Origin of the sequence: Promicromonospora sukumoe (assembly GCF_014137995.1) — a bacterium.
Taxonomy (GTDB): domain Bacteria; phylum Actinomycetota; class Actinomycetes; order Actinomycetales; family Cellulomonadaceae; genus Promicromonospora; species Promicromonospora sukumoe.
In genome coordinates this window covers 1453179-1469805 of sequence record NZ_JACGWV010000002.1, presented here as the reverse complement: position 1 = coordinate 1469805, position 16627 = coordinate 1453179, and the positions used below count along the sequence as shown (strand labels likewise).

Annotated in this window: 13 protein-coding genes; 8 read left to right on the top strand and 5 right to left on the bottom strand. The window is 72.0% G+C overall.

Features of this window, described 5'->3' with window-relative positions; translation table 11 throughout:
• Positions 1-7: 7 nt before the first annotated feature.
• From hrpA to FHX71_RS23695, 5 genes are all read right to left on the bottom strand, one after another.
• Positions 8-4654 (bottom strand): ATP-dependent RNA helicase HrpA, encoded by a 4647-nt coding sequence (hrpA, locus tag FHX71_RS23715; RefSeq protein ID WP_312877192.1) that lies wholly within the window; start codon positions 4652-4654, stop codon positions 8-10.
• Between the two features lie 115 nt (positions 4655-4769).
• The gene (locus tag FHX71_RS23710) at positions 4770-6371 is read right to left on the bottom strand and encodes a glycoside hydrolase family 76 protein (RefSeq protein ID WP_220490247.1); all 1602 of its coding nucleotides are present in this window, start codon (positions 6369-6371) and stop codon (positions 4770-4772) included.
• A 101-nt stretch (positions 6372-6472) separates the two neighbouring features.
• Positions 6473-7147: an HNH endonuclease family protein gene (locus FHX71_RS23705; RefSeq protein WP_182619833.1), complete on the bottom strand. Its 675-nt coding sequence runs from the start codon at positions 7145-7147 to the stop codon at positions 6473-6475.
• Between the two features lie 242 nt (positions 7148-7389).
• Positions 7390-7974, bottom strand: a complete 585-nt coding sequence (locus tag FHX71_RS23700) for a hypothetical protein (RefSeq protein ID WP_182619832.1) — start codon at positions 7972-7974, stop codon at positions 7390-7392.
• 202 nt (positions 7975-8176) lie between these two features.
• Positions 8177-8449, bottom strand: a complete 273-nt coding sequence (locus FHX71_RS23695; protein ID WP_182619831.1) for a hypothetical protein — start codon at positions 8447-8449, stop codon at positions 8177-8179.
• Between the two features lie 317 nt (positions 8450-8766).
• Between FHX71_RS23695 and FHX71_RS30205 the strand changes: the two genes are divergently transcribed.
• From FHX71_RS30205 to FHX71_RS23655, 8 genes are all read left to right on the top strand, one after another.
• A complete protein-coding gene (locus FHX71_RS30205; RefSeq protein WP_182619830.1) occupies positions 8767-10626 on the top strand; it encodes a M15 family metallopeptidase in 1860 nt (619 codons plus the stop codon).
• Between the two features lie 3 nt (positions 10627-10629).
• Positions 10630-10950: a DUF2087 domain-containing protein gene (locus tag FHX71_RS23685; RefSeq protein ID WP_182619829.1), complete on the top strand. Its 321-nt coding sequence runs from the start codon at positions 10630-10632 to the stop codon at positions 10948-10950.
• A gap of 70 nt (positions 10951-11020) precedes the next feature.
• On the top strand, positions 11021-11488 hold the full coding sequence (locus FHX71_RS23680; RefSeq protein WP_182619828.1) for an aminoacyl-tRNA deacylase: 468 nt from the start codon (positions 11021-11023) through the stop codon (positions 11486-11488).
• 296 nt (positions 11489-11784) lie between these two features.
• The gene (locus tag FHX71_RS23675; protein WP_182619827.1) at positions 11785-12132 is read left to right on the top strand and encodes an STAS domain-containing protein; all 348 of its coding nucleotides are present in this window, start codon (positions 11785-11787) and stop codon (positions 12130-12132) included.
• Between the two features lie 65 nt (positions 12133-12197).
• Entirely contained in the window at positions 12198-13466 is a 1269-nt protein-coding gene (locus FHX71_RS23670; protein ID WP_182619826.1) for an FAD-binding protein, read from the top strand.
• A gap of 118 nt (positions 13467-13584) precedes the next feature.
• Entirely contained in the window at positions 13585-15147 is a 1563-nt protein-coding gene (locus tag FHX71_RS23665) for a sodium-dependent transporter (protein WP_182619825.1), read from the top strand.
• On the top strand, positions 15144-15320 hold the full coding sequence (locus tag FHX71_RS23660) for a methionine/alanine import family NSS transporter small subunit (RefSeq protein WP_182619824.1): 177 nt from the start codon (positions 15144-15146) through the stop codon (positions 15318-15320). The genes FHX71_RS23665 and FHX71_RS23660 overlap by 4 nt, the downstream gene beginning before the upstream one ends.
• A 297-nt stretch (positions 15321-15617) precedes the next feature.
• Positions 15618-16547, top strand: a complete 930-nt coding sequence (locus FHX71_RS23655; protein WP_182619823.1) for an ABC transporter substrate-binding protein — start codon at positions 15618-15620, stop codon at positions 16545-16547.
• Positions 16548-16627 lie beyond the last annotated feature (80 nt).

Sequence of the window (16627 nt, the reverse complement as noted above, 5' to 3'; positions counted from 1 at the left end):
GCGGGTGTCACCACCCGCCCGGCGCCAGCACCTTCCTGATCCGCTTCTCGCTGACCGGCCCGTCCGTGCCGAGCTGCTGCGCGAACAGCGAGACGCGCAGCTCCTCCAGCATCCAGCGCACCTCGGAGAGCTCGGCGGCGCGGGCGGCGTCGGGGGAGCCGGCGGCGTACGTGGCCTGGGCCTTCTCGTAGGCCGAGGTCACGTCGCCGATCCGCCAGGCGAGGTCCGCGTCCCGCCCCGGGTTCTCCGCCGCCTTCGTCAGGCGGTGCGAGTCGGCCCGCAGGTATCGCGCCAGGTGCGGCAGCCGCCGGGGCGGCGTCGCCGACACGAACCCGTCGTGGACCAGGCCGGCGCGGTGCTCGCGGATGTCCTGCAGCGTGTTGAGCAGCGCCAGGCTGCCCGACCCGCGGACCTCCGCCTCCAGGGTCCGGCTCGCCGACAGCGCGGCGACGACGTGCCCGACGACGCGGTGCACCTCGTCCTCCAGGTGCTTGCGCACGAAGGCGAGCGCGTCCGCGTAGTCGGTCGCCGACCGCACCGTCGCCGCGTCGGTCCCGCCCGGAGGCGTGTCGTACCGTGCCTCGTCCGCCGGCGACGTCAGCGAGACGACGGCCGCGAGTTGCAGGTCCGCCACGAGCGCCTCGGTGCTCGGGTACGGCGACGCCGCCAGGGTCAGCGACTGCGTCCCGGTCCACCGCGACGTGATCCGCCCGGTCCCGAGCGTCGTCTCCGACAGCAGCAGCCGCCGCACGCCCGCGGCATGGGCCGCGGCCTGCGCGGTCTCGTCGGCCAGCACGCGCAGTGCGACGCCGACCGTCCGCGCCTGCCCCTTCACCTTGGGGGCGGTCTCCTCGACCAGCGCGGGGAACCCCCGCACCACCACCCCGGCGCCGACGTCGGTGGACACCGACCCGGGCAGCACCCCGCCGTCGGGCAGGCCGGAGGGCCACGAGGTGAGCCCGGTCTGCTCGCCGACGACGCTCGACGCCCCAGCGGCCGGGCTCGCGGACCGGCCGCCCGGCGACGGCGCGGGCGCGGGCGGCGTCGGCACGGCGGAGCCCGGGGCTGCCGGAGCACCGTTCGGCGCGGAGGGCACCACAGGCGTCCCCGGCCCGGCGACGGCGGCCGCCCGGGCCTCCGCCAGCGCAGCGCCCACGGCCCCGCGCACCGCCGACCGCACGGCCGCCTCGGCCCGGGACGCGAGCTTGCGCTGCAGCAGCACCAGATCCTTGGACTCGTCCAGCACCACGGACGACGCAGAACGTCCCCGCCCGCGCTCCTCGATCACCCGGAACGTGACCCGGAGGTGCCGCGGGAGCCGCGAGACGCGCTCGTCGTCCCACACCTCGGGCGGCACGACGACGTCACGCAGCGCCCGCACCGCACGCGTGAACGCCGCCGTGTAGGGCTCCGCCATGTCGCCCGCACGGGCGATGTCCTCCCAGGCCGGGCACTCGGTACGCATCCAGGCGACGACGTCGCGCGCCACGTCGGGCGCCGGCACCAGCTCGCGCCGCACCGTCTTGGGCAGCGACTTGATGGTCGCGACGGTCAGCTCCTCGAGGAGCCCCGGCACCATCCAGTCGAAGCCGTCGGGCACCACGCGGGCGAGCACGGCGACGGGGACGTGCACGGTCACGCCGTCGGCGTCGGACCCGGGCTGGAACTGGTAGGTGAGCGGAAGGGAGAGCTCGCCCTGCGGCCAGCTCTCCGGGAACTCGGCCGTGTCCACGGAGGCGTCGCCGACGAGCTGCTCCATGGTGAAGGCGAGCAGGTCGGGCGTCTCCTTGCGGGCCCGCGACCACCAGCGGTCGAAGTGCGCCGCGGAGACCACGGAGTCGGGCACGCGCTCGTCGTAGAAGGCGAACAGGTCGTCCTCGTCCGCGACCAGGCCGCGCTGCCGGGAGCGTGCCTCCAGCTCGCCGGCCTCCTCCAGGAGGGCGCGGTTGTCGTGGAAGAACCGGTGGTGCGTGGTCCACTCGCCCTGCACGAGCGCGTGCCGCACGAACATCTCGCGCGCGGCCTCGGGGTCCACCTTGGCGTAGAGCACGCGGCGGTCGGACACGATGGGCACCCCGTACAGCAGCACCTTCTCGGTGCACATCGCCGCGCCCTGCTTGCTGGACCAGTGCGGCTCGGAGTAGGTGCGCTTCGCGAGCGGCCCGGCGAGGTCCTCGGCCCACTCGGGCTGGATGCGGCTGACGTCGCGGGCCCACAGGCGGCTGGTCTCGACCAGCTCGCCCGCCATGATCCACACGGGCGGCTTCTTGGACAGGGGCGAACCGGGGAAGATCGCGAACCGCGCCCCGCGGGCGCCGACGTACTCGTTGCGGGCCTGCTTCTTCGCGCGCTTCAGCGCGATCTCGCGCTGGGTCCCGCGCAGGTGCGCGACGGCGGACGCCTTGACCTCGCCGGTGTCCTGCATGCCGATCTGCGACAGGAGGCCCGCCAGCAGGGACCGGTGGATCGTGTCGTCGTCCCAGGTCTGCCGGTACGACGCCGTCTCCTCCGCGACATCGGTGGTCGAGCCTGTCGAGGCCTCTTCCGGTCTCGACAGGCTCGACCCGCGGTCCTGGCTCGACCCGCGGTCCTGGCTCGACCCGCGGTCCTGGCTCGACGCGCGGTGGCGCGGCTGGAACGACATCTCGATGCCCAGGGGCTTGGCCATCTCGCGGAGCTGCGCCACGACGTCCTGCCACTCGCGGATGCGCAGGAAGTTGAGGTACTCGGCCTTGCACTGCCGGCGGAACGCCGAGCTGGACAGCAGCCGCTGCTGCTCCCGCACGTACTCCCAGAGGTTGAGGTAGGTGAGGAAGTCGGAGCGTGGGTCGGCGAACCGGGCGTGCAGCTGGTCGGCCTGCGCGCGCTGCTCGGCGGGGCGCTCGCGGGGGTCCTGGATCGAGAGCGCGGCCGCGACGATCGCGACCTCGCGGGCGACGCCGTGCTTCGAGCCCTCGATGACCATGCGCGCCAGACGCGGGTCCATCGGGAGCTGGGCGAGCGTGCGGCCCACCTCGGTGAGCCGGGTGACCCCGTCCTCCTCCTCCAGGGCGCCGAGCTCGGTCAGGAGCTGCACGCCGTCGCGGATCGCGCGGGTGTCCGGCGGCTCGACGAAGGGGAAGCGGGCGACGTCGTCGGGCGTGGCGACCACGCCGACCGAGATCATCTGCAGCAGCACCGACGCCAGCGAGGTGCGCAGGATCTCGGGCTCGGTGAACTCCGACCGGCCGTCGAAGTCCTCCTCGGAGTAGAGGCGGATCGCGATGCCGTCGGCGACCCGGCCGGAGCGGCCGCTGCGCTGGTTGGCCGAGGCCTGGGAGATCGGCTCGATGGGCAGCCGCTGCACCTTGGTCTGCTTGGAGTAGCGGCTGATGCGCGCCGTCCCGGGGTCCACCACGTAGTGGATGCCCGGCACGGTCAGCGAGGTCTCGGCGACGTTGGTCGCCAGCACGATGCGCCGCGACGCGTGCTGCTGGAACACCCGGTGCTGCTCGGCGCTCGACAGGCGCGCGTACAGCGGCAGGATCTCGACGTGCTGCGGGTGCTTGGGGTCGCGCGCGCGTTCCTTCAGGTGGCCGGCGAGGCCGTCGGCGGCGTCGTGGATCTCGCGCTCGCCCGAGAGGAACACGAGGATGTCGCCGCTGCCCTCCCGCATCAGCTCGTCGCAGGCCTCGATGATGCCCGTGACCAGGTCCTTCTCCTCGTCGCCGCGCGCCCTGCCCTTCTTGGCCCGCGCCGGTCGAGCCCCTCGGGACCCACCAGGGGTCTCGACAGGCTCGACCGGCGAGGAGCCGTCGTCCTGACCCTCGTCCGGCGACAGCGGCTTGTAGCGGATCTCGACCGGGAACGTCCGGCCGGAGACCTCGACGATCGGGGCGAGGTCCGGCAGCACGTCCGTGACGTACTCGGGAGCGCCGCCGCGCCCGGCGAGGGCGGCGGGGGAGAAGTGGGCCGCGAACCGCTCCGAGTCGATCGTGGCCGAGGTGATGATCAGCTTGAGGTCGGGCCGCTGGGGCAGCAGCCGCGACAGGTAGCCGAGCAGGAAGTCGATGTTGAGGGACCGCTCGTGCGCCTCGTCGATGATGATCGTGTCGTAGGCCAGGAGCTGCGGGTCGCGCTGGATCTGGGCGAGCAGGATGCCGTCGGTCATGACCTTGACCAGCGTCTCGTCGCTGGACTGGTCGGTGAACCGCACCTGGTAGCCGACGACGCCGCCGAGCTGCGTGCCGAGCTCCTCCGCGATGCGCTCCGCGACGGTGCGTGCCGCCAGCCGGCGGGGCTGGGTGTGCCCGATCTGGCCCTGGCGTCCCCGGCCGAGCTCGAGCGCGATCTTCGGGATCTGCGTCGTCTTGCCGGACCCGGTCTCGCCCGCGACGATCACGACCTGGTGGTCGCGGATCGCCGCGGCGATGTCCTCGCGCCGCGCCGAGACGGGCAGCTGCGCCGGGTAGGTGATGGGCGGCATCTCGACGGCGGCGCGCTTGGCGGCGGCCGCCTCGAGCTGTTCCGTGGAGACGCGCTGCGGGCCGGTCCGGCGCGGCCGGCGGTTCGGGTTGCTCGTCTGCCTGCCCGAGCCACGACGACGGTTCCGGCCCCCGCCCGCGCGGCCGCGGTCGCCGTCGGACACTGGGGTGGAAGAAGGCTCGGTACTCACAACCCCTCATTCTCCCAGGAACGGCAAGATGATTTGCCGCAAGGCCCTGGAACCCCTCTCTCCCGTGTCAGACGCACAGGTCACGGGGGTGACCTGTGCGTCTGACACGTGCGGTCTAGCCGGCCTCCGCTGCGTTCATCAGGTCCAGCGCGCCCTGCTGGCAGCCGTGCCCCGTCGCGGGCCGGACGAGCGGCCCGGCCCAGTGCGGGCCGTACATGCCGAGGGCGTCGCGGTCGTTGGCGTACGCGGCGTCGGCCTGCCGGTCGAGGTAGGCGCCGTACGGCCGGTCGGCCAGGTACGCGTTGAGCCGGCCCAGGCCGCGCACGTAGGCGCCCTTGAAGGAGGCGCCGTCGCTGCTGCAGTCCTCGCCCTCGTTGACCTCGCGGAGGATGCCGCCGGGGTTGAGGTACGTCGAGCCGGTCGAGGCGTCGGCCAGGTCCCGCGCGGTCTCCAGCAGTTCGGCGTCACCCGTGGCCCGGTGCAGCTCGGTCAGGGCGCCCAGGACCACGCCCTGGTTGTAGGTCCACGTGGGCTCGCCGTTGTTGGCGCACGAGTCGTTCAGCCCGTCGTTGACCAGGTTGCCGGAGTTGATCATGCCGCTGGCCTCGAACCAGTCCCACCCCTCCTGCGCTCGCTGCAGGTACGTGGTGTCGCCGGGGATGCGGTTGTGCAGCGCCGCGTTGAGCTGCACGTACAGCTCGTTGGTGATGGCGTTCTTGTACGCGATGCCGGTGTTCCACTGGACGCCGCCGCCGCACTTGGTCGTCCAGTAAGCGCGCATGTGGTCGGCGTCGGCGCGGGCAGTGCTCAGGTACCTGCTGTCGCCGGTCAGGTCGTACGCGGCGACCCACGCGAGCCCCCACCAGCCGGTGTCGTCCAGGTACTCGTTGCGGAACTGGCCGTCGCGCGCGTTCACGTTCTTGTCGTAGGTCTGCGCGATCGCGTACCGGTAGCTGCCCATGCCGCTGATCCGGGCGTTGTCGATGACGGCGGTCAGCGCGTTGGCGCCCGTCCACCAGCCGTTCGTCTCGAACAGGCCCGTGTCCCGGTCCCAGAGCATCATCAGCGCCGTGGCGGCCGCCGTCGAGCGGCTCCCGGCGTTCCGGTCGTTGCGCGCCCACCCGGTGCAGGCGATCTCGGCGCGGTCGCCCGCCTTGCCGCAGGCCCGCAGCGCCCCGACGCCGGCGTTCGCCCAGTCGTCGACGTTGTACATCTGCGTGCGCCAGCCCGTGGAGCCGGCCGGTACCGTCGTCGCGCCGAGGCGGCTGCCGGACGCCCACGTCTTCCCGCCGTCGAACGAGCGGTCCAGCCACACCTCGTCGCCCGGCCGGCCGCCCTCGATCGAGCCCCAGCCCATGACGTCGGGGTCCGAGACGTGGAGTCGGAGCGTCCGGCCGTGGACCGCCGCCGTGACCGGGACCCGGTCGCCCGCCGCGGTACCGGGGTCGCGGGCGTCGCAGTGGATGTCGCAGATCTCGGCGGCTGCGGCGGCGCGGACGGCCGCGGCGGCGTTGTGCGGCGCCGTCCGGACCGGGGTGGCGGCCGCCGGAGCGGCGTCCGCCTCGGCCGGGGGAGCGGGCGCCAGCGGCACGGCCAGCAGGCAGGCGGCGGCGACCGCCGCGGCGATACCCACGGCCCGACGCCGGGGTCGGGCGCCGGGAAGTCTCCCGGGGCGTCGGGCCGTGCGGTGCGAGGGCATCTCTGACAGCGTTGTCATCGGTTCTCCCTGTGCTCTGTCGTCCGTGGATGGAGGCGCCTTCCGACGTGTCAGACGCTCAGGTCACCCGGGTGACCTGAGCGTCTGACACGTCGGAGTGGTCAGTACGAGCAGGAGTCCAGCAGCGGCTGCAGCGCCGCCTTCTCCGCCGCGTCCACGCTCAGCCCCCAGCGGGACTTCGTGTGGATCCACATCTTCGAGTAGGCGCAGCGCTTGCTCGCCAGCGGCGGCACCCACTCGGCGGGGTCCTTGTCGCTCTTCGAGCTGTTCACCTCGGCCGTGACCGCGATGAGCTGGGGGCCGGTGAGGTCGTTCGCGAAGTCCTGCCGCCGCGCCGTCGTCCACGTGCTGGCGCCCGAGTACCAGGCCTCGGCCAGCGCGACCACGTGGTCGATCGAGATGTCGGCCGGTGCGGTGCGGGTCACGCCGTCGTACTCGCTGTACCAGCTGCCCGACGTCGGGTAGCAGTCGCTGCCCACCACCACGCCGTCGCCGTCCCGCTTCAGAACCGTCTCGCGGGTGGTGCACCCGTTCACCGTGACCCAGTGCGGGAACAGGTCCCGGTCGTACGGGGCCGAGGCGCTCTCCGCGCGCACCGTGAGCGCGTCGAGCTCGGACTGCGCCACCGCCTTGGACGGGAGGCCGGGCGGGTAGGCGCTCGCGGCCGGGGGCTGCACCGTCATGAGGAGCGCGAGCAGCGCCAGGGCCGTGACCGAGGCGATCAGGTGACGGGCGCGGGACCCGCGCCGGAGGTCGTGCTGGACGAGCTGCGACATGGGACAGACCTTCCTCGAAGACCGACCGGGCCCGTTCATGGTCGAGGTGTCCGATGACACCCGAATGACCACCATGTGTAGGTTAGCGAAATTTCACCCGATCTGGCAGGGTGCCGGACCTTTCCGGCCGACGCCGTGCACAGCACGAGGCCCGCTCCTCGCCGGGCGGTCCGGCACGGGGTCTGGGGAGAGACCGTGCGGCAGCTCGGTGGGGGCGGGCCTCGGCGGGGCCGTGGGGGCGCTCAGACGGCGCCGGCGGTGAGCAGGCCGAAGTAGTAGCCGATGCCGACCAGGATCAGGGCGCCGACGGTCTCGACGATGGCGAGCGCGAGGCCCCACTTGGCGAGCCACAGGTCGAAGCCCTCCTTGCCGGCGCGCGCGACCGCGATGGCGTTCAGGATGACGCCGATGACCGGCAGGGCGGCGAGGAAGAAGGTGACGAGGCTGAAGACCGTGGTCTGCGGGTCCTCCTCTTCCTCCTCGACGACGGCGGGCGCGGCGACAACGCCGGCAGCGGTCGCGGCGGCCGGTGCGGCGACCTCGGTCGCGGGGACGACGGCGGCCGGGGTCTCGACGACCGGGGCGGCGACGGGCGCGGTCTCGGCCGGAGTCGTCACCGGGGCGGCCTCGACCGGGGCCGTCTCGACCGGAGCGGTCTGCGCGACGGGCGCCGCGGTGGTCTCCTCGGCGGCGGGGGCCTCGGTCTCTGCCTTCGCCTCGGACGTCGCCGCCGGCTCGGCGGACTCGGTCTCCACGACCTCGGAGGCAGCCGTGGCCGCGCTCTCGTCGGTCGTGGCCTCGGGGGTCGTGGTGTCGGGCGTGGTCATGGTGGTCGTGCTCCCCTGGTTGCAGGTTCTCGGAAATGTCAGGCCATATTGTGGAGTATCCGAATGGTCTTGGATAGACCGATATCAGCCCGTAGGTAGGAACAGCAGAGGCTGTCGCTCCCGCAGGAGCGACAGCCTCTGTGCTGTGGGTGGTGCTGCCGGGCGCCGGTGCGGGCGCCCGAGGCGTGCGACCTCAGGCCACCTAGGCGCCGGCGGGAAGGGAGAGCGCCGCGACGACGCCCAGTCCCACGAAGATCAGGTACAGCACGGTGAAGATGATCGAGAGGGCCAGACCCCACTTCGCGAGCTTGCTGTCGATGCCCGTCTTGCCGGCCTTCGACACGGCGATCGCCGAGAGGATGATCCCGACGGGAGGCGCGACGAACGCGAGCACGAAGCCGACGATCGCGAGGACGTTCGCCTGCGGGTCCTGGACGTTCTCCTGGACTGCGGGTGCGTTGGGAGTCTCGGTCATGGGGGTACTTCCTTTCACGGCCACACTTCCGGCCGCTCGGATGCGGGCGCGAGCGCGCCCGTACGGACCCGGGTCAGTGTGAAGCATCCGGAGATGTACCAGGAAGACTTCATTGCGTTGTACGCCCGAATCGTTACTCTTGTCGATCGTGGGGCGTCACCGACGTCGACGTACAGGGTCTCCCGCCCGAGAGGGTGGTTCACCTGCGCGCCGATAATTACCCCATCTGAGTTCACCAGATCGTGATACTGCTGTGTAAGGATCCGAACGGCATGGGCCGCGCACCACGGGCGGCGCACCGACCGAAGGGGCGACGCGTGAACCCAGCGAAGATGCTCGTTCCGCACGTTCCTCGTGCGGGCCTGCGCAAGCACCTCCGCACGGCCTGGACCAGTGCGGTCGCGACCGTGATCGCGGCGGGTGTGCTGGTCTCGGCGGCGGCGAGCGTCCCTGGTGCGCAGACGTCCCGCGACGAGAGCGACCTTCCGATCCGGCTCTACGGGCTGCTCCAGAGCGTCACCGTCGGCGAGACCGAGACCGCCCCCGAGGGCGTCACGCTGAGCCAGATCGTCGCGGTCCTCGAGCGTGCTGAGCAGGAAGCACGCGAGCAGGGACCCGACTTCAGCCCCGCGGTCGCGCAGGCCGCGGCCGAGCTCGGCATGCTCTACACGACGTACCAGATGCAGCAGCTCGCGTTCGGCGAGAACAACGAGGGCCTCCGTGTCGAGGACGCCCCGTCGCGCGGGTCCCAGCACGACGACGCGGCGACGCCGGGCTCCGGTCGGGACGACACGGACGACGGCGCGGCCGAGGGCCCCGGGCGGGACGACGCGGACCGCGACGACACCGGCCAGGACAAGACCCCGGCGCCGTCGGACGAGGACGCCCCGCCGGCCGTCCAGGTGTCCGACGAGCAGACCTCCGTGATCGACCCGGAGACGGACGACCCGCACGCTGGTTATGTCACCTACGACCAGGTGGTCATCGCGGCCGTGCGGCTGGCGAACATGCTGGACCCGTCGGTGCCCAACGCCCTGGTGGAGGTCGAGGGCCTCGGCGGCCTCGGCGAGCGCGCCGGTGTCTCGCTCCGCGAGAGCCTGCTCGACGTGGTGACGACGTTCGGCGGCTCCACCCTGGGCTACGCCAACGGTCGCATCCCCGCCGACGTGCTGTGCCCGCTGGAGTTCGCGCCGGGGCACATGCTGCGCTGCGACGCCGCGGAGCGTTTCACCGCGCTGAACGCCGAGTTCCGGGCGGAGTTCGGCTACTCGATCCCGATCACCGACTCCTACCGGTCCTACGAGCTGCAGGTCGCGGTGGCGCAGGCCAAGCCGCACCTGGCCGCCATCCCCGGCACGTCGAACCACGGCTGGGGCCTCGCCGTCGACCTGGGCAACCCGATCGCGGGCGGCGGCTCCGACGAGTACGTCTGGCTGCGCCTGCACGGCCCCGACTACGGCTGGGACAACCCGTCCTGGGCGCAGCTGGGCGGCGCCAAGCCCGAGCCGTGGCACTTCGAGTTCTTCGCGGCGGGCTCCATCCCGAACCGCGCCATCGACCCGTCCGACGTCGGCACCTGGACGCCCACCGACTCCGCGAGCCCGCGCTACAAGCCCTCGCTGGACCCGAAGCCGAGCACCGGCGGGTCCACGGGCAAGCCGAGCACGAAGCCCGGGGACGAGCCGAGCGACAACCCGCCGTCGCAGAAGCCGCCGAAGCCGACCCCGAAGCCGACGCCGAGCGACCCCAAGCCGACGAAGCCGACGACGAAGCCCACGCCTAGCCCCGACCCGTCCGACCCGACCGAGGAGCCCTCGGAGGGGCCGACGCCCACGCCGACCCCGACCCCGACGCCGACCCCGTCGCCGTCCGACCCGCCCACTGAGGAGCCGGACCCGGACCCGTCCGACCCGGCGGAGTGCCAGACCCCGGACCCGGACGCGACGGCGGCCGAGAAGGCCGCAGCGGCCAAGGCCGCTGAGGAGGCCAAGGAGGCCGCCGAGAAGGCCGCCGCCGACGGCGACACCACCGACGCGACCGAGGAGGACCCCTGCGCCTCCGACGAGGCGCAGGACGCCAAGGGCGACACGACGTCGTCCAGCCCGGCCGGCACCGCCTCGAAGACGGCGGCCGTGGTCCGTGCGAGCCGTCGCCCACGCCGCCCGGAGCTGAGCTGACGGATGACGGCGGAGCCCAGGGAGCACGCGACGCCGCCGGGCGAGACCCCGGCGGGCGACCCGCGGCGCTTCCTGCGCTCAGGGCGCCTGGAGACCATGCCGCGGCGCTGGCGGGACAAGGTCGCGGTGACCCGGTACCTGGCCGCCCAGGCCCTGCCCACGCTCCTGGAGCCGGTCACCGAGCGTGAGCTGACGGACCGGCTCAGCGAGCTGTCCTACGACCCGGTGGGGGCCCGGCGTGCGATGGTGGACCACGGGCTGGTGCAGCGCACGCGGGACGGCGCCGAGTACTGGCGCACCGAGCGCACCGAGTACGACGGGTGAGTACCTCAAAGCAGAAACTTGACCATATTGCGAGACAACGAAGACTCGCGTTTTCAGGATAGGAAATTTCATGAGCGAAGAACGTGCTGTCACCGCGCTCGAGGCGGCGGGCATCCCGTTCGAGATCACCCGGCACGGTCAGGTGGCGAGCCTCGCCGAGGCGGCCGCCGCGCGCGGGGTGGAGCCCGCCAAGCTGATCAAGACGATCGTCGTGCGCCGTGCCGACGACGACTTCCTGTTCGTGCTCGTTCCCGGTGACCGGCAGATCTCGTGGCCGAAGCTGCGCGCGCTGCTCGGGGTGTCTCGCCTGTCCATGCCCAGCAAGGACGTCGCTTTCGAGGTCACGGGCTATGAGCGGGGAACCATCACCCCGTTCGGGTCGTTGCACAGGTGGCCCGTCGTCGCGGACTCCCGGCTCGCCGAGCCGGGGCCCGTCTCGATCGGCGGAGGTGCCCACGGAGTGGGCGCCACGCTCGATGCCGTCGACCTCACGTCGGCGCTCGGTGCCACGGTCGCGGACGTGACCGACCCCGCCTGAGCCCTGCTCAGGGCGGGCGTCGAGCGGGTTCGCAGGGCGCGAGGCCCGGTCGTTCTCCTCCGTGCAACGTGACCGTAACGCCTGGGGGGTGGACGTAAGCCCGGTGTCGGGTGAACACTCGCCCTAGGCAATTCTTGCCCTGCACGGGCAAGGGGTAGTCAGACAGCACCAAGAAGTGTCCAAGTTGACGTCCGCGTCAGTTGTGCAGAAGCAAGTGTCAACACGTCGAGGCCCGACCAATGCAGGACGGAGCGAATGACCCCATGGACCCTCTCCCGTCAGACTCAGCGCAGGACATGGCTCCCGAACGAATGGGATCCGGTATCGCCTGCCGGAACACCTACGAGGGCACGGTGCTGACCCTCTGGGGCGACATCGACGCGCTGCTGCGCGAGAACGCGAGCGAGGCGATGGCCACGCTCGCCGCACGACCCGATCCCGACCCCGTCATCGTCGACGCCCGGGACGTCACGTTCATCGACTCCTCCGGGGTCGCCTTCATCCTCCAGGTGTTCGTGCTCGGTGAGGAGACGGGTTCGCCCGTCCAGCTCCGCGAGCCGTCCGCCGTCGTGATGGAGGTCCTGGACATGGTCGGTATCAGCCAGCGGATCCCGGTGGTACGCAGCGCCGGCGCCAGCGCCTGAGTCCTCAGCCGCACACCATGTGAACGACCGCGCCCGACCGGGCGCGGGGGTGGCACCCTGGTCCGGTGAAGAACTGGGCAGCGAACCTCACGTACTCGTCCGCGCGCACCGAGCGCCCCCGGACCCTCGCGGAGCTTGCCGGCATCGTCGCCGGCGAGCCCCGCGTCCGGGCCCTCGGCTCCCGCCACTCGTTCTCGGACGTCGCGGACACCACGGGCGTGCACGTCCTGCTCGACCTGCTCGACGACGGCCGCCCGGCCCTCGAGGTCGACCCCGCCACGGGCGTTGCCTCGGTCCGCGCCGGCCTGCGCTACGGCGACGTCGTCGCCGACCTGCACGCGAACGGCCGCGCGCTCACCGCGATGGCCTCCCTGCCGCACATCTCGGTCGCCGGCGCGGTCGCCACGGGCACCCACGGCTCCGGCGACGGCACGCGCTCGCTCGCGGGCGACGTCGTCGGGCTGGAGCTCGTGACCGCGTCCGGGGAGGCCCTGACGCTGCGCCGCGGCGACGAGGACTTCCCGGGGTCGGTCGTCGCGCTCGGCGCCCTCGGCGTCGTGACGCGGGTGGAGCTCGCGACCGTGCCCACCTTCGACGTGCGCCAGGACGTCTTCACCGGGCTGCCCTGGGACGCGCTCACCGAGAACCTCGACGCCGTCATGGGCAGCGCGTACTCCGTCAGCGTCTTCACGAGCTGGTTCGAGCCCGACGTCCGCATGGTCTGGTGCAAGTCCCGGGTGGACGACGCCGGCGCCACCGGGCCCGCCCCCGCGGCGGACCTGCTGACCGGCCTCGGGGCCGTCCCGGCGACCGGACCGATGCACCCGCTGCCCGACGTCGCCGCCGTCGCGTGCACCGAGCAGGGCGGGGTGCCCGGGCCGTGGTTCGAGCGGCTGCCGCACTTCCGCCTGGACTTCACGCCCTCGCTGGGCGAGGAGCTCCAGTCGGAGTACCTGCTCCCGCGCGCCGCGGGTCCCGACGCCGTCCGCGCGGTGCGGGCCCTCGGGGACCGGCTCGGCCCGCTGCTGCTCACGTCCGAGATCCGCACGGTCGCGGGCGACGACCTGTGGCTCAGCACGACGCCGGGGGACAGCCTCGCGCTGCACTTCACCTGGAAGCAGGACTGGCCCGCCGTCCGCGCCGCGCTGCCCGAGCTGGAGGCCGCGCTGCTGCCGCTCGGCGCGCGCCCGCACTGGGGCAAGCTGTTCACCGTCCCGGTGTCCGACCTCCCGGGCCTGTACCCGCGCTTCGGCGACTTCGCCGCGCTGGCCGCGCGCCTCGACCCGGCCGGAAAGTTCCGCGGCGGCTACGTGGAGGCGCTGCTCGGCCGGTGAGCCCGGCGGGGCCGCCGGGTCGTCCGCTGAGCCGGGCCGGAAGGCCCTCCGCCCGTGTGAATCCTCGCCCGAAGCATCTGATTTCGCGTTTCGGGTGAATTTCTCGGAAGATCGGGGCATGAGCGACGCGCAGAGCACGACCGCGAAGCCCGAGAAGCGGGAGGAGTTCAGCGGGCAGCTGGGGTTCATCCTGTCCGCGATCGGGTCCGCCGTCGGACTGGGGAACATCTGGCGGTTCCCAGGGGTGGCCTACGAGAACGGCGGGGGCGCCTTCCTGGTGCCCTACCTGATCGCGCTGCTGACGGCGGGCATCCCGATCCTCCTCCTCGACTACGCGATCGGGCACCGGTACCGCGGCTCGGCGCCGCTGGCCTTCCGCCGGGTCAAGCGCTGGCTGGAGGGCCTGGGCTGGTTCCAGGTGGCCATCTGCTTCGTCATCGCCGTCTACTACGCGGTGATCATCGCGTGGGCGCTGAGCTTCTTCGTGTATTCGTTCGACCTGCGCTGGGGCGACGACACGGCGGGCTTTTTCACCGGCACGTACCTGCAGCTCGCCGACGTCGGGGGAGCGGACCCGTGGTTCACGCTCGACTTCGTGCCCGCGGTGCTGATCCCGCTCGTGCTGGTCTGGGTCGCGACGATCGTCGTGCTCGCGGCAGGCGTCGCGAAGGGCCTCGAGAAGGTCAACTTCGTCTTCATGCCGCTGCTGCTGCTCGCGTTCGGCACCCTCGTGGTGCGGGCGCTGTTCCTGCCCGGCGCCGCCGACGGGCTGAACGCGCTGTTCACCCCGGACTGGGGTGCGATGGGCGACCCGAACGTCTGGATCGCCGCCTACAGCCAGATCTTCTTCTCGCTGTCCATCGCGTTCGGCATCATGATCACGTACGCCTCCTACCGGAAACGCCGCGCCAACCTGACGTCGCCCGGCTTCGTGGTGGCCTTCGCCAACTCGGGCTTCGAGGTGTTCGCGGGCATCGGCGTGTTCGCTGCACTCGGGTTCCTCGCGCACGAGCAGGGGGTCGCGGTGGCCGAGCTGGAGGGCCTCACGGGCCCCATCCTCGCGTTCGTGACGTTCCCCGCGCTGGTCTCCCAGATGCCCGCCGGCGGGCTCTTCGGGGCGTTGTTCTTCGGCTCGCTGGTGATGGCCGGGTACACGTCGCTGCTGTCGATCCTGCAGGTGGTCTCGGCGTCCTTCCAGGAGAAGTTCGGCTGGACCAGGGCGCAGGCCTCCGTGCGGATCGGCGTGGTCGCCGCGGTGCTCTCGGTGCTGGCGTTCTCCACCACCACGGGCCTGGTCGCCCTGGACACCGTGGACCAGTGGGCCAACAACATCGGCATCGTGGCCTCCGCCGTCGTGACCACCGTGGTCGTCGGCTGGGTGCTGCGGCGTACGGAGGAGATGCGCTTCCACCTGAACAGCGTGTCCACCATCCCGGTGGGCCGCTGGTGGAGCTTCTGCATCGTGGTGCTCGGCCCGGTCGTGCTCACGTCCATGCTGGTCTCGCGCATCGTCAGCCTGGTCGTCGACGGGTACGAGGGATATGCCGCGTGGTACCTCAACGTCATGGGGTGGGGCGTCGTCGCCCTGTTCCTCGTCGCGGCCGTCGTGCTGACCCGCATGCGGTGGCGCGTCGAGCCCGACCGCTTCGATGCCTGGCCCACGTTCGGAGGTAAGTCATGAGCAGCGCAGCCGTCGCCCTGCTGGTCGTCTCGCTCGTCGTCGTCTGGGGTGGGCTCGCCGTGAGCATCGTGGCACTCGTCCGGCGCCCGGAGCGTGCCGACTACCCCGAGGGCGGGGAGCACGAGGGCCGTCCCGCGGCCCGGCCCGACGGCCCCGTCGAGCACGACACCTGACCGGTCCGTCCGCAGGACGCCCCCGGCGACGGGAAAGATTGCGAACGTGGCTGTCGGAGCGTTTGCGCAGGTCAGAGGCTTTGAGGTGGGCGAAACGTACCAGAAACATGCCCTTCATCACAGTGTGACAATGGTCTCTAACTTGCGGGTTTACGCCAGGGACCAGTCACGGTTGGGTGAGACTCGAGTCGAGGCGCCACGTGCGCCGTCGGGTTCTCTGCTCCCCTGATGACAGAGATCTGTCGGGTCGCCGGGGGCCTCGCGAGACGATCAAAAAACCCGACCAGGAGACCCCTGATGCGCAGGCTTCCCGCCCTGACCGCCGTGGCCGCACTCGCCACCGCCACCCTCGCGCTGACTGCGTGCACCGACGCGTCGCAGCAGCCCGCCGGCTCCGACGGAGCCACCGACGAGACCAGCGCCGCGGCGTCGTTCGACCCGTCGTCCGTCGAGGCCGACGAGGAGATCGCCGCGCTGCTCCCGAAGGAGATCGCGGACAAGGGCACGCTGACCGTGGGTTCCGACACCGCCTACGCGCCGGCCGAGTTCATCGACGTCGACGGCAAGACGCCGGTCGGCTTCGACATCGACACCATCACCGCGGTCGCGGCCGTGCTCGGCCTGGAGGTCGACGTCCAGTCGGCAGCGTTCGACGGCATCATCCCCGCCATCGGCTCCAAGTACGACGCGGGCATCTCGGCGTTCACCATCACGGCCGAGCGCACCGCCGAGGCCAACATGATCAGCTACGCCGTGGCCGGCTCGCAGTACGGCGTCGCCGCCGGCAACCCCGAGGGCTTCGACCCCGAGAGCCTGTGCGGCACCACCATCGGCGTGCAGACGTCGACCATCCAGGACGACGAGCTCACCGCCGCCACCGAGCAGTGCGAGAAGGACGGCGAGGAGCCGATCGACGTCGTGCGCTACGAGTCGCAGGCCGACGTCACGACCAACCTCGTGGGCGGCAAGCTCCAGGCCATGTACGCCGACTCGCCGATCACCGCCTACGCCGTCGAGCAGACGTCCGGCGAGATCGAGACCGTCGGCGAGATCCTGGACGCGGCGCCGTACGGCATCGTCGTCGCGCAGGACGACGAGGACCTGACCGCGGCCGTGCAGGCCGCGGTGCAGAAGCTCATCGACGACGGCACCCTTGAGGAGGTCTTCGCCGCCTGGGGCAGCGCGGACGCCGTGGTGGACCAGGCGGAGCTCAACCCCGCCGAGTGACCCCGTCCTCCGGTGCACGGCACCCGTGGTCCGCGCCCCGCGCGACCACGGGTACCGTGCACTCAACTTTTCGAGGGAAG